General features: G+C 39.8%; 14 protein-coding genes and 1 tRNA gene. 12 read left to right on the top strand and 3 right to left on the bottom strand.

Annotated elements, in window-relative coordinates; all coding sequences use genetic code 11:
- Positions 1-33 precede the first annotated feature (33 nt).
- Both yidC and K1I61_RS05410 read right to left on the bottom strand, forming a co-directional pair.
- On the bottom strand, positions 34-960 hold the full coding sequence (gene yidC / locus K1I61_RS05415) for a membrane protein insertase YidC (protein WP_036752222.1): 927 nt from the start codon (positions 958-960) through the stop codon (positions 34-36).
- Between the two features lie 76 nt (positions 961-1036).
- Positions 1037-1315 carry an acylphosphatase gene (locus K1I61_RS05410; RefSeq protein WP_001174501.1) on the bottom strand — a complete coding sequence of 93 codons (279 nt, stop codon included), beginning with the start codon at positions 1313-1315 and terminating at the stop codon, positions 1037-1039.
- 33 nt (positions 1316-1348) lie between these two features.
- Here K1I61_RS05410 and K1I61_RS05405 point away from each other — a divergent pair, with 33 nt between their 5' ends.
- The 11 genes from K1I61_RS05405 (at position 1349) to K1I61_RS05355 (ending at position 10123) form a co-directional block, all read left to right on the top strand.
- Positions 1349-2089, top strand: coding sequence for a TrmH family RNA methyltransferase (locus K1I61_RS05405; protein WP_036752228.1), 741 nt, complete (start codon positions 1349-1351; stop codon positions 2087-2089).
- Positions 2090-2143: 54 nt separating this feature from the next.
- Positions 2144-2827, top strand: coding sequence for a Bax inhibitor-1/YccA family protein (locus tag K1I61_RS05400; RefSeq protein WP_036752231.1), 684 nt, complete (start codon positions 2144-2146; stop codon positions 2825-2827).
- 95 nt (positions 2828-2922) lie between these two features.
- Entirely contained in the window at positions 2923-3915 is a 993-nt protein-coding gene (gene asnA / locus K1I61_RS05395) for an aspartate--ammonia ligase (RefSeq protein WP_223333794.1), read from the top strand.
- 59 nt (positions 3916-3974) lie between these two features.
- Entirely contained in the window at positions 3975-4514 is a 540-nt protein-coding gene (gene rsmD, locus K1I61_RS05390) for a 16S rRNA (guanine(966)-N(2))-methyltransferase RsmD (RefSeq protein WP_049494510.1), read from the top strand.
- Positions 4504-4992, top strand: a complete 489-nt coding sequence (gene coaD, locus K1I61_RS05385; RefSeq protein ID WP_223333792.1) for a pantetheine-phosphate adenylyltransferase — start codon at positions 4504-4506, stop codon at positions 4990-4992. Before rsmD ends, coaD begins: the two co-directional genes overlap by 11 nt.
- Positions 4976-6013: a SepM family pheromone-processing serine protease gene (locus K1I61_RS05380; RefSeq protein ID WP_223333790.1), complete on the top strand. Its 1038-nt coding sequence runs from the start codon at positions 4976-4978 to the stop codon at positions 6011-6013. Before coaD ends, K1I61_RS05380 begins: the two co-directional genes overlap by 17 nt.
- A gap of 57 nt (positions 6014-6070) precedes the next feature.
- Positions 6071-6301: a DUF1146 family protein gene (locus K1I61_RS05375; RefSeq protein ID WP_223333788.1), complete on the top strand. Its 231-nt coding sequence runs from the start codon at positions 6071-6073 to the stop codon at positions 6299-6301.
- 24 nt (positions 6302-6325) lie between these two features.
- A complete protein-coding gene (murA, locus tag K1I61_RS05370) occupies positions 6326-7618 on the top strand; it encodes a UDP-N-acetylglucosamine 1-carboxyvinyltransferase (protein ID WP_223333786.1) in 1293 nt (430 codons plus the stop codon).
- Complete coding sequence (locus K1I61_RS05365; protein WP_052689733.1) at positions 7605-7799, top strand: DNA-directed RNA polymerase subunit beta; 195 nt, start codon at positions 7605-7607, stop codon at positions 7797-7799. Before murA ends, K1I61_RS05365 begins: the two co-directional genes overlap by 14 nt.
- A 46-nt stretch (positions 7800-7845) precedes the next feature.
- Positions 7846-8673, top strand: a complete 828-nt coding sequence (locus K1I61_RS05360; RefSeq protein ID WP_223333784.1) for a DNA/RNA non-specific endonuclease — start codon at positions 7846-7848, stop codon at positions 8671-8673.
- A gap of 118 nt (positions 8674-8791) precedes the next feature.
- Complete coding sequence (locus tag K1I61_RS05355) at positions 8792-10123, top strand: hemolysin family protein (RefSeq protein ID WP_223333782.1); 1332 nt, start codon at positions 8792-8794, stop codon at positions 10121-10123.
- A 232-nt stretch (positions 10124-10355) separates the two neighbouring features.
- Here the strand turns inward: K1I61_RS05355 and K1I61_RS05350 are convergent.
- Positions 10356-10426 (bottom strand) — tRNA-Cys (locus tag K1I61_RS05350).
- Between the two features lie 179 nt (positions 10427-10605).
- Between K1I61_RS05350 and K1I61_RS05345 the strand changes: the two genes are divergently transcribed.
- Positions 10606-12600: a peptide ABC transporter substrate-binding protein gene (locus K1I61_RS05345; protein ID WP_223333780.1), complete on the top strand. Its 1995-nt coding sequence runs from the start codon at positions 10606-10608 to the stop codon at positions 12598-12600.
- Positions 12601-12624 lie beyond the last annotated feature (24 nt).

Genomic DNA, 12624 nt, shown 5'->3' with positions numbered 1-12624 from the left:
AAAGCTTAGCTAGAATGCTAAGCCTTTTATTTTTTATCTAGAATGTTGTTTTCCAGAATTGCGTTTTTTATTTTTCTTCTTAGTAGAAGTTGAGATAACTGCTGCTGATTCAGGAGTTACATCTTTACGAGCACCTGAAGTTTTGCTTGCTTTTGGTGGGTTCTTGGCATATTCTTCACGTACTTTTTTACGAAGTTTTGGACGAATGATGTAGTTGACGATGAATTGTTGAAGGATCATCATGAAACCACCGACAACCCAGTAAAGCGTAACGCTGGCTGGTGAAAAGATTGAGAACATGACAATCATCATTGGACTCATGTAAATCATCTTCTTGAGTTGTTCTCTTTGAGTCTCATCTTCAACTCCGTGTAGTGAAAGGAGCGATTGGACGTAGTAGAGAACACCTGCACAGGCGATAAGAATCCAACTTGGAGAACCAAGTGCGATTCCTAAGAAGCTAGCTTCAGCAACACCTTCTGTATGTTGAGCAGCAAAGTAGATCGCTGAGAAGAAAGGCATTTGGATGAGGAGAGGGAAACATCCTACTCCGCCAAACATGCTGATACCGTGCTCTTTTTGAGCAGCAAAGAGAGCTTGTTGGGCTTCCAGTTTTTCTTCTTGAGTAGTTGCTTCTTTGAGACGAGTTTGATGTGGCTCAAGAACATGCTTGAGGGCGTTCATCTTTTCAGAGTGAAGCGTTGCCTTCCAAGATTGATAGATACCCAGTGGCAAAATAATCAAGCGGACGATGATGGTTACGATAATAATAGCGACCCCAAAGCCTAGCCCTTTATCAGTAGCAAAGTACTTGATGGCTTCAGCCATAGGTGCTCCGATTGTATTCCAAATAAATCCTGTTGGTTGTCCAGTTGCTTTATCAACCTGGACACAGCCTGTTAAGACTAATAGCATGGCCACTCCCATGATAGAGAGGGCGATTCGTTTAATTGATTTCACTGTTTTAATTCCTTCTTAAAAATGATACCTTTCTATTCTACTGTTTTTTTTGAAAATATACAATAGTTCTAGAGACCTAATTTGCTACTTTGAAATCTGAATAGGATGGGAAGTTGCTCAATTGAACATCTAGATAAGTTACTTTTGAGAAGGGAGTAGGTCCTTTTCGAATCTCTTGGATGAACTTAGCCATGATAGCTGAAGACTCTGCTTGGGCAAGAATTTCAACGGTTCCGTCATCATTGTTCCAGACACGACCAGTGATTCCACCTAGTTCGAGGGCAAGGGTGTAGACGCCCCAGCGGAAACCAACGCCTTGAACTCGACCCTGTGCGATCATTTTGACCTTTTGCATACCAAACCTCCTTGATTGTGTTATAATACTCCTATGACTATTATAACCTCTAAAGCCAATTCTGTGGTAAAAAATGCCAAGAAATTGCATCAAAAAAAATATCGAAAATCTTCTTATTTAATTGAAGGATGGCATTTGTTTGAAGAGGCTGTTCAGGCTGGTGCAAAGATTGAGAAAATATTTGCCCTTTCAGAGTATGGTGAAAAATTAACGGACTACCCTCAGACTGTCTTTGTGGCCGAAGAAATCTTGCTTGATTTAGCAGATTCACAAACTCCTCAGGGCATTGTAGCCATTGTTCAAAAGGAAGAAGAGCAGTTGCCGGATTTGAGCCAAGGGAAATATCTTTTCTTGGAAGACGTGCAGGATCCTGGAAATGTTGGCACAATGATCCGAACGGCAGATGCGGCAGGTTTTTCGGGAGTCGTTGTTTCAAGCAAGTCAGCAGATATTTATAGCTTGAAGACTCTTCGATCCATGCAGGGCAGTCATTTTCATTTACCGATTTATCGGATGCCTATTGAAACTTTTGTTGAAGAGGCTAAAAAGGGCAATTTACCAATTCTGGCAACTACTTTGTCCCAAAACTCTAAAGATTATCGTGAGCTTGCTCAGCTAGCAGATTTCGTCTTGGTTATGGGAAATGAAGGTCAAGGCATTAGTCCATTCATGACAAATCAGGCAGATCAACTGGTTCATATTACCATGAAAGGGCAAGCGGAAAGTCTCAACGTTGCCATTGCTGCAGGCATACTCATGTTTTATTTGAGTTAAATTGTTTTATTTTTGTTATAATCAGTAAAAAGATTTCATAAGGAGAAAAAAGATATGAATCAAACAATTATTCAAGAACGTTCTGGTCTGAATCAATTTTATGCAAAAGTCTATGCTTTTGTCGGGATTGGGATTGCCTTATCTGCAATTGTTTCAGCCTTGATGTTAACAACCTTCCAAGATCTTCTTGTTCAGTTAATGATTAACGCCCGTATATGGCTAATCGTAACAGGAATTGTAGAAGTAGCTCTAGTGATTTTTGCGAGTGGTTTAGCGGTAAAGAATAGTCCAGCAACCTTTCCAATATTTCTGCTCTACTCAGCGGTTAATGGTTTTTCACTAAGCTTCATTGTTTCGCTCTATCTTCCTGGGACAGTTTTGACAGCCTTTATCTCCAGTGCAGCCCTCTTCTTTGTGATGGCTATCGTAGGAGTAGTCATTAAAAAGGATTTGAGTGGAATCGGTCGTGCTTTGATTGCAGCCTTATTTGGTCTGATACTGGCCATGGTTGTTAATATCTTCTTAAATAGTGGCCTAATGGACTACATTATTAGTATTGTTATGGTGCTTGTTTTTGCAGGTTTGATTGCTTGGGATAATCAAAAAATTCGTTATGTTTACGAAGAGTCAGACGGTCAGGTTGCTACAGGTTGGGCAATTTCTTTGGCACTTAGCCTCTACCTTGACTTTATCAACCTCTTCCTTAGCTTCTTGCGTATCTTTGGACGTGACGATTAATACTTTTAGAGCTCAAATGAGCTCTTTTTTAATTTTTACTTTCATTTTTAATAACAAAAAGGTATAATCTTCTTATTATTCAAAAGGAGGAACGTATGAAGAAAAGTTTTATCCATCAGCAAGAAGAGATTTCCTTTGTAAAAAATACCTTTACCCAATATTTAAAAGATAAGTTAGAAGTAGTAGAGGTGCAAGGACCAATCTTGAGTAAGGTTGGGGATGGGATGCAGGATAACCTTTCAGGGATTGAACATCCAGTTTCAGTTAAGGTTTTGCAGATTCCTAATGAAACCTATGAAGTGGTGCATTCACTTGCTAAGTGGAAACGCCATACTTTGGCTCGTTTTGGTTTTGGTGAAGGAGAAGGCCTCTTTGTTCACATGAAGGCCCTTCGTCCAGACGAAGACTCACTAGATGCGACTCACTCGGTTTATGTAGACCAATGGGACTGGGAGAAAGTCATTCCAAACGGCCATCGCAACCTAGCTTATCTTAAAGAAACGGTTGAAAAAATTTATAAGGCCATTCGTTTGACTGAGTTAGCAGTTGAAGCCCGTTATGATATTGAGTCAATCTTGCCTAAGCAAATTACCTTTATCCATACAGAAGAGCTGGTTGAACGCTATCCAGACTTGACACCTAAAGAACGTGAAAATGCTATCTGTAAGGAATTCGGTGCTGTCTTCTTGATTGGTATTGGCGGTGTATTGTCGGATGGAAAACCTCATGATGGACGTGCACCAGACTATGATGACTGGACAACTGAATCTGAAAATGGCTATCATGGCTTGAATGGTGATATCCTTGTGTGGAATGATAACTTGGGCGCAGCATTTGAATTATCTTCAATGGGAATTCGTGTTGATGAAGACACTCTTCGTCGACAAGTAGCTATCACAGGAGATGAAGACCGCCTTTCTTTGGAATGGCATAGAGCTCTTCTAAACGGACTCTTCCCATTGACAATCGGTGGAGGAATTGGGCAGTCTCGTATGGCCATGTTTTTACTTCGTAAGAAGCACATCGGTGAAGTTCAAACCAGTGTTTGGCCACAAGAAGTCAGAGATACTTACGAGAATATTCTTTAATCAATCGAACCGAGAGGTTCGATTTTCTTATTTCATCAGAATTTGGTATAATATACCTTATGAAAATCGTATCAGGAATCTACGGAGGACGTCCTTTAAAAACCTTGGACGGGAAAACAACGAGGCCGACATCGGACAAGGTCCGCGGAGCTATTTTCAATATGATTGGCCCTTACTTTGAAGGAGGACGTGTACTAGATCTCTATGCTGGTAGTGGGGGCTTATCCATTGAAGCAGTTTCAAGAGGGATGTCCAGCGCTGTCCTAGTTGAGAAGGATCGCCGAGCACAGAATATTGTGGCAGAAAACATTCAGATGACCAAGGAGACCTCTAAATTTCAATTATTGAAAATGGAATCCAGTCGCGCATTGGAGCAAGTGGATGGTGTCTTTGATCTCATCTTTTTGGACCCTCCCTATGCAAAGGAGCAAATCGTATCCGACATTGAAAAAATGGCGGAGAGAAATCTTTTCTCAGAAGATGTCATGGTGGTCTGCGAGACCGATAAATCAGTAGAGCTTCCAGAAGAAATCGCCTGTTTAGGCATCTGGAAGGAAAAAATATATGGGATTAGTAAGGTGACGGTTTATGTCAGATAAAATCGGGCTATTCACAGGTTCGTTTGATCCAATGACAAATGGGCATATGGATCTCATTGAGCGTGCAAGTAAGCTCTTTGATAAATTGTATGTAGGGATTTTTTATAATCCACACAAAAATGGATTTTTACCGATAGAAAGTCGGCTAGAGTCGGTTGAAAAAGCGGTGGGACACCTAAAAAATGTCCAAGTCATTGCCTCTCATGATGAATTAGTCGTTGATGTTGCTAGAAAACTGGGTGTCCATGTTCTTGTTCGTGGTTTGCGTAACGCTACTGATCTTCAGTATGAAGCCAGTTTTGATTTTTACAACCATCAATTAGCAGGAGAGATTGAGACAGTCTATCTCCATAGTCGCCCAGAGCATGTTTACATCAGCTCTTCAGCTGTGAGAGAACTATTGAAGTTTGAACAAGATATTAGCAAGTATGTACCAAATGTAGTCTTGGAGGAGTTAAAGAATGAAGAAAAAAACTAGATGGCCCATATATTTAATCATCGGGCTCATGATCACTTTTATAGCTTTTACGGTACCACTTCCTTATTACATTGAGGTGCCAGGGACTTCAGAAGATATTCGAAAGGTTTTACAAGTTAATAACCAATCTGACCAAGAAGAAGGCTCTTACCAATTTGTGACGGTAGGAGTTAAACACGCCAGAATGGTGGACTTGGTTTATGCTTGGCTAACACCTTTTACAGATATTCGTAGTGCAAAAGAAATGACAGGTGGTTCTTCAGATGCAGAATTTATGCGAATCAACCAGTTTTACATGGAAACTTCGCAGAACATGGCCAAATATCAAGGTCTGAAGGCGGCGGGCAAGGAGATAGAACTCAAATACCTGGGAGTCTATGTTTTGACCGTAACAGATAACTCAACCTTCAAGGGTATTCTCAATATCGCTGACACTGTAACAGCTGTCAATGATAAGACTTTTGAGAGTTCTAAGGAGATGGTCGACTACGTCAATTCTCAAACTCTAGGCGACAAGGTTAAAGTTACTTATCAAGAAGATGGGAAAGTCAAAACCGCTGAAGGAAAAATCATTACTCTGGAAAATGGGAAAAACGGTATTGGAATCGGTTTGATTGACCGCACAGAAGTGTCAAGTGATGTGCCAATCAAGTTTTCAACTGCTGGCATTGGTGGTCCGAGTGCTGGAATGATGTTTAGTTTATCCATCTATACGCAAATTGCAGATCCAAGTCTTCGAAATGGACGTATCATTGCTGGTACAGGAAGTATCGACAGAGATGGAAATGTTGGTGATATTGGTGGAATTGACAAAAAAGTTGTTGCTGCTGCAAAAAAAGGAGCTACTGTATTCTTTGCTCCTAACAATCCAGTAACTGAAGAAGCTAAAAAGGCCAATCCTAATGCTAAAAGTAATTATGACACGGCTGTAGAAGCTGCTGAAATGATTAAAACAGACATGAAGATTGTTCCTGTAAAAACACTTCAGGATGCAATTGATTACTTGAAAAACAACCCATAGAATATAGTGCAAGTCCATAGACTAGCGTAGAAAAAAAGAAGATGGTATAATAGGCAGATGATTCAATTGTTTTTTACCCTAAGTAGTCATATGTTTTTTATCTACCTAGTTTTTCAACTTTTGAAAGATTTAGTCAAATGGGATCAAATTTTGAAGGTGACCAAGGACAATGCGATGAAGGTACGACTTTTGGTAGTATTGTATAGTATCGGTTTAGGATATCTAATCAGTTCTTTTTTCCTAAATCTCTACCAATTATGGCAAGAAGCTGTACGGACATTATTCTAAATTCGAAAGTAAAGGAAAATATTTATGGAAAAAATTGTAGTTCGAGGTGGCGATAATCGCCTTGTCGGAAGTGTTACAATTGAGGGCGCGAAAAATGCAGTTTTGCCACTGCTTGCGGCGACAATTTTAGCAAGCGAAGGAAAAACAGTTTTAAAAAATGTTCCTATCCTATCGGATGTCTTTACCATGAACCAAGTAGTTCGTGGATTAAATGCGAAAGTTAATTTTGATCAAGATGCACACGTTGTTGAAGTGGATGCGACAGATGATATCACAGAAGAAGCTCCCTATAAGTATGTCAGCAAGATGCGTGCTTCTATTGTAGTCTTGGGTCCGATTCTGGCTAGGGTTGGTCACGCTAAAGTTTCGATGCCAGGTGGTTGTACGATCGGTAGTCGTCCGATTGACCTTCACCTTAAAGGTTTGGAAGCAATGGGGGCTAAGATTACCCAAACAGCTGGCTATATCGAAGCTAAGGCAGAACGCTTGCATGGGGCCCATATCTATATGGACTTTCCTAGTGTTGGGGCAACCCAAAACTTGATGATGGCTGCAACGCTAGCTGATGGCGTAACTGTTATCGAAAATGCTGCGCGTGAACCTGAAATTGTAGACTTGGCTGTTCTTTTAAATAAAATGGGTGCTAAAGTCAAAGGTGCGGGAACAGAGAGCATTACTATCACTGGTGTTGAAAACTTGCATGGTGCAACCCATAACGTTGTTCAAGACCGCATCGAAGCAGGGACGTTCATGGTTGCTGCTGCAATGACAGGTGGAGATGTCCTGATTCAAGATGCTATCTGGGAACACAACCGTCCCTTGTTGGCGAAATTACAAGAAATGGGTGTTGAAGTCATCGATGAGGATGAAGGAATCCGCATCCGTTCTCAACGAGACAAACTAAAAGCAGTTTATGTCAAGACCTTACCACATCCAGGGTTTCCTACGGACATGCAGGCGCAGTTTACTGCTCTTATGACGGTTGCTCAAGGAGAATCAACTATGGTTGAGACAGTCTTTGAGAATCGTTTCCAACATCTAGAGGAAATGCGTCGCATGGGCTTGCATTCTGAGATTATCCGTGATACAGCTCGTATCGTTGGCGGGCAACCTCTCCAAGGGGCAGAAGTGCTGTCTACGGACCTTCGTGCCAGTGCAGCCTTGATTCTGACAGGTTTAATAGCTGAAGGGGAGACTGTTGTTGGGAAACTTGTCCATTTGGATAGAGGTTATTATCGTTTTCATGAAAAATTAGCTCAGTTAGGAGCTAATATTGAACGGGTAAGTGTGGAAGCTGATGAAGATGAAGATGAATAAAGAAGTATCTTATGTGTTGCGTCGATTTCTTTTAGTCATCATTGTTTTACTTTTAGGTGTCTTAGCACTTGGAATTGGCTTGATGATTGGCTACGGTATCTTAGGCAAGGGCCAAGATCCATGGGCGATTTTAGCTCCAGAAAAGTGGCATGAGTTAATTGCGAAATTTACAGGGAAATAGGCTGGGTGACCAGCCTTTTTCTAGGAAGTGAAATGAAGGAGAAAGTATGAACAAAAAAACAAGTCAGGCCCTAATTGGCCTCTTGCTCTTTTTGCTCTTGTCAGCAGGAAGCTACTATATTAAACAAATGCAGTCTTCCAACACTGCACCACAAACACGAGTAAAACAAAAATCCCAGTCGCTTGATACTCCAAGTCAAGAACTGGCCGAGAGTGTACTGACTGATTCGGTAAAAATACAAATAAAGGGTACTCTTGAGTGGAATGGATCAGGTGCTTTTATCGTAAATGGGAACAAAACGAACTTAGATGCAAAGGTTTCAAGTAAACCCTATGCTGATAACAAGACAAAAACTGTAGGTGGGGAGACGGTTCCAACTGTGGCTAACGCCCTCATGTCAAAAGCAACAAGACAGTACAAAGATCGTGAAGAAACCGGTAATGGTTCAACTTCTTGGACCCCGGCAGGATGGCATCAGGTCAAAAACTTAAAAGGGACTTATAATCACGCTGTAGATAGAGGACATTTATTAGGCTATGCCTTGATTGGTGGCTTAGATGGCTTTGATGCATCTACTAGCAATCCCAAAAATATCGCTGTACAAACAGCCTGGGCCAACCAAGCACGCGCAGAAGATTCGACTGGACAAAACTACTATGAAAGTTTAGTTCGAAAGGCTTTGGATCAAAATAAGCGCGTGCGTTACCGTGTCACATTGCTCTACGCTACAGAAGAAGATTTGGTTCCTTCTGCATCTCAGATTGAAGCCAAATCATCTGATGGTGAATTGGAGTTTAACGTCGTAGTTCCTAACGTTCAAAAGGGAATTCAGTTAGATTACCGAACAGGAAAAGTAACTGTTACAAAGAACTAATAGATAGTCGGTCCCTTATTGTTTCGGTAGGGGATTTACTATAGAAATCACAATTTAATGTGTAGAAGTTGAAAAATATGGTATAATAGTCACAATTATACTTTTTAGGAGAAGGAAAATGGAAGACCCGAGCAGTCAGGATTTGTTACTGCAATTTGTATTATTAGTTGTTTTGACCTTTTTAAATGCTTTTTTCTCTGCTACAGAGATGGCTATGGTTTCTCTTAGTCGCTCACGTGTTGAACAAAAGGCTGAAGAGGGGGATAAACGCTATATCCGTTTGCTAAAGGTACTTGAAAACCCCAATCACTTTTTATCAACCATTCAAGTTGGTATTACTTTAATTACAATCTTGTCAGGGGCTAAACTAGCAGACTCTCTAGGACAATTGATAGCCTCATGGATGGGAAATAGCGAAACTGCGCACGCAATCGCAAGCTTCCTGTCACTTGCTTTCTTGACCTATATCTCTATCGTTTTTGGTGAACTTTATCCTAAACGCATTGCTCTAAATCTTAAGGATGCCTTGGCAATCCGAACTGTACCATTTATTATTGCTCTCGGTAAGATTGTGAGTCCCTTTGTTTGGTTGCTATCTGCATCAACCAATCTTTTGAGCCGTTTGACGCCGATGACATTTGACGATGCAGACGAAAAAATGACTCGTGATGAGATTGAGTACATGCTGACTAAAAGCGAAGAAACTTTGGATGCTGATGAAATCGAGATGTTGCAGGGGATTTTCTCACTAGATGAGCTTATGGCGCGTGAAGTCATGGTTCCTCGAACAGATGCTTTCATGGTAGATATCCAAGATGACACTCAGACCATTATCGAAAGTATCTTAAAACAAAACTTTTCTCGAATTCCTGTTTATGACGGCGATAAGGACAATGTCATTGGTTTGATTCATACAAAGAGTCTCCTTAAAGAAGCCTTTGTCAGTGGGTTCGATAATATCGTCTGGAAGCGAATCTTACAAGATCCACTCTTTGTGCCTGAAACCATTTTTGTGGACGATTTGTTAAAAGAACTAAGAAATTCACAAAGACAGATGGCTATTCTTCTTGATGAATACGGAGGAATGGCTGGTTTGGTAACACTTGAGGATCTCCTTGAAGAGATTGTTGGTGAGATTGATGATGAAACTGACCGTGCTGAAGTCTATGTTCATACTATCGGCGAGGACACTCATATTGTCCAAGGGACAATGAATTTGAACGATTTCAATGATTATTTTGATGTCGAGCTTGAAAGTGACAATGTAGATACCATTGCTGGTTATTATTTGACAGGTGTGGGAACTATTCCAACATCAGAAAAACTCAGTTATGAGTTAGATAGTGGCAACAAGCATATCACCTTGACAAATGACAAGGTAAAAAATGGTCGTGTTACCAAGCTTAAGGTTCAAATTCAAGAACTTGAATCAGAAGAAGAAACTGAATAAAACAAAAGCTTTATCAGAGAAAACTGATAAAGCTTTTTTGAGCGGTCTTTTTTGTTTACCCTGAAAGCTTGGATTTAAAATCCAAGCTCTAAAAAATACCCTTGCCCCAAACTCGCCCCAAACTCGCCCCAAAAGTTTTTTAAAGTTATCCTTTTTTATCCTAAAAAAAATAAAAAAAAACCTTAAAATCGGGCTTTCTTTTCGGATAAATTCCTATAAAATAGTATAAAAAAGGCGGTAGACGGATTTGAACCGACGATCAAGCTTTTGCAGAGCCGTGCCTTACCACTTGGCTATACCGCCTTAACTTTTATTATTATACCTTGAAAATTGTTTCTCGTCAATAGTTTTCTTTTCTGAAAACATAAGATTCAAATGTTTAAAAAAACATGCGACAAAATATTCTGAAAATTCGTTTACTTTTTAAAAAAACTGTGGTATAATCTTCAATATCCACAATTTAAAACGAGGAGTTTATAAATATGAAAAAAAGTCGGATTCTTGCAGTAGCGGGAGTATCCTTGCTTGCTGTCGGAGTACTTGCTGCATGTTCAAATTCAAATGCAGGTTCAAGCAACACAAAATTAGCATCAGATTATAAATACGTTTATTCAGTTGATCCTGAAACATTGGATTATGTTGTTAACAACGTTGACTCTACTTCTTTTGTCACTACAAATGCGGTAGATGGTTTGCTTGCTAATGATAAATATGGAAACCTTGTGCCATCGATTGCTGAATCATGGACAGTTTCACAAGATGGTTTGACTTACACTTATAAGATCCGCAAGGATGCTAAGTGGGTTACTGCTGAAGGAGAAGAATATGCTCCAGTTAAAGCCCAAGACTTTGTGACAGGTTTGAAACACGCGGTAGAAGGCAAATCAAAAGGTTTGTCAGTTATTAGTTCTTCAATTAAAGGACTCAACGCTTACATTAACGGTGAAACAAACGACTTTTCAACGGTTGGTGTAAAAGCAGTTGACGACAACACTCTTGAATATACATTGAACCAACCAGAAACTTTCTGGAATGACAAAACAACAAACGGCGTGATGATGCCAATTAACGAAGATTTCCTTAAATCAAAAGGGGAAAGCTTTGGTGCACCTACAGATCCATCTTCTATTTTGTACAATGGACCATTTGTTTTGAAATCAATCACAGCTAAATCATCAATTGAAATGGCTAAGAACGACGCTTATTGGGATAAAGATGCTGTTAAAATTCAAAACATCAAATTTACTTACTGGGATGGGAAAGACCAAGATATCGTTGCTAAAGGATTCTCAGAAGGACAATACAGTAAAGCTCGTATCTATCCTACTAGCTCAACATATGAAAAATATGCTTCCGAGTTCAAAGATAATATCTTCTTTAACGAACCAGGATCAGCTATCGCTACTGTAAGTGTGAACTATGGTCGTACAACTTATAACCATACCTCAAAAACAACAGATAGCCAAAAAGAATCTACAAGAAAAGCTTTGCTAAACAAAGAATTCCGTCAAGCCCTTAACTTTGCGGTAGACCGTAATTCTTACTCAGCTCAGACAAATGGTACAGATGGTGCTGCAGTTGCAATCCGTAATACATTCTCACCATATGATCTTCAAGTTGGAGACAAACAGTTTGGTAAACTTGTAGAAGAAAGTCTTGCGAAGACAAACTCAAGCACATGGTCAAACGTATCGCTTGCTGATTCGCAAAATGGTCTTTACAACGAAGAAAAAGCTAAAGCTGCCTTTGCTAAAGCAAAAGAAAGCTTGAAAGCAGAAGGGGTAGAATTCCCAATTCACTTGGATGCTCTAACAATCCAAGAGTCTACAGCAGTTGTAAACCGTGTTCAATCACTTAAACAGTCTATTGAAAACGTACTTGGAGCTGACAATGTTGTCATCGATCTTCAACAAATGACTCAAGCAGAAGCATTACCACTTTCATTTAGTGCTCCAACAGCTAAAGAACAAGACTGGGATATTCATACCTTGACTGGATGGAATCCTGATTACCAAGATCCATCAACTTTCTTAGACCAGTTCACGATTAAAGGTGGTAATACTCGTTTGATTATGGGTATCGATAAAGATACTGATGCATCAGTTATCCAAAAACTTGGTTTGTCTGACTATGAAAAATTACTTGATGAAGCAAACAAAGAAAATCAAGACGTTCAAAAACGTTATGAAAAATATGCCCTTGTACAAGCTTGGTTAACAGACAACGGTTTGACAATTCCTGTAATGGCAGGTCCGAAAGAAACTGCTGTATCATTTGTATCTAAAGTTATTCCATTTACTTCTTCATACTCAGTTGCGGGTCTTAAAGGAGAAACCTCAGGTTACTTGAAGTACACTGAAGTTGGTGAAAAACCTCTTACAAAAGAAGAATACCAAAAAGCTCGTGAAAAATGGCTCAAAGAAAAAGCTGAATCAAATGAAAAAGCTCAAAAAGAATTAGCGAGCCACGTGAAATAAATAATGCTCATCAGAACTTTCTCT

It is taken from the genome of Streptococcus infantis (assembly GCF_019929665.1).
GTDB classification, from domain to species: domain Bacteria; phylum Bacillota; class Bacilli; order Lactobacillales; family Streptococcaceae; genus Streptococcus; species Streptococcus infantis_H.
Note: the sequence above shows the minus strand (reverse complement) of the source record. Positions and strands in the feature narration are given on the sequence as shown.

Coding starts and splice junctions, on each gene's coding strand:
- K1I61_RS05410 (WP_001174501.1), bottom strand. CDS start 1,315: ATGCAAAAGGTCAAAATGATCGCACAGGGTCGAGTTCAAGGCGTTGGT.
- K1I61_RS05405 (WP_036752228.1), top strand. CDS start 1,349: ATGACTATTATAACCTCTAAAGCCAATTCTGTGGTAAAAAATGCCAAG.
- K1I61_RS05400 (WP_036752231.1), top strand. CDS start 2,144: ATGAATCAAACAATTATTCAAGAACGTTCTGGTCTGAATCAATTTTAT.
- asnA (WP_223333794.1), top strand. CDS start 2,923: ATGAAGAAAAGTTTTATCCATCAGCAAGAAGAGATTTCCTTTGTAAAA.
- rsmD (WP_049494510.1), top strand. CDS start 3,975: ATGAAAATCGTATCAGGAATCTACGGAGGACGTCCTTTAAAAACCTTG.
- coaD (WP_223333792.1), top strand. CDS start 4,504: ATGTCAGATAAAATCGGGCTATTCACAGGTTCGTTTGATCCAATGACA.
- K1I61_RS05380 (WP_223333790.1), top strand. CDS start 4,976: ATGAAGAAAAAAACTAGATGGCCCATATATTTAATCATCGGGCTCATG.
- K1I61_RS05375 (WP_223333788.1), top strand. CDS start 6,071: ATGATTCAATTGTTTTTTACCCTAAGTAGTCATATGTTTTTTATCTAC.
- murA (WP_223333786.1), top strand. CDS start 6,326: ATGGAAAAAATTGTAGTTCGAGGTGGCGATAATCGCCTTGTCGGAAGT.
- K1I61_RS05365 (WP_052689733.1), top strand. CDS start 7,605: ATGAAGATGAATAAAGAAGTATCTTATGTGTTGCGTCGATTTCTTTTA.
- K1I61_RS05360 (WP_223333784.1), top strand. CDS start 7,846: ATGAACAAAAAAACAAGTCAGGCCCTAATTGGCCTCTTGCTCTTTTTG.
- K1I61_RS05355 (WP_223333782.1), top strand. CDS start 8,792: ATGGAAGACCCGAGCAGTCAGGATTTGTTACTGCAATTTGTATTATTA.
- K1I61_RS05345 (WP_223333780.1), top strand. CDS start 10,606: ATGAAAAAAAGTCGGATTCTTGCAGTAGCGGGAGTATCCTTGCTTGCT.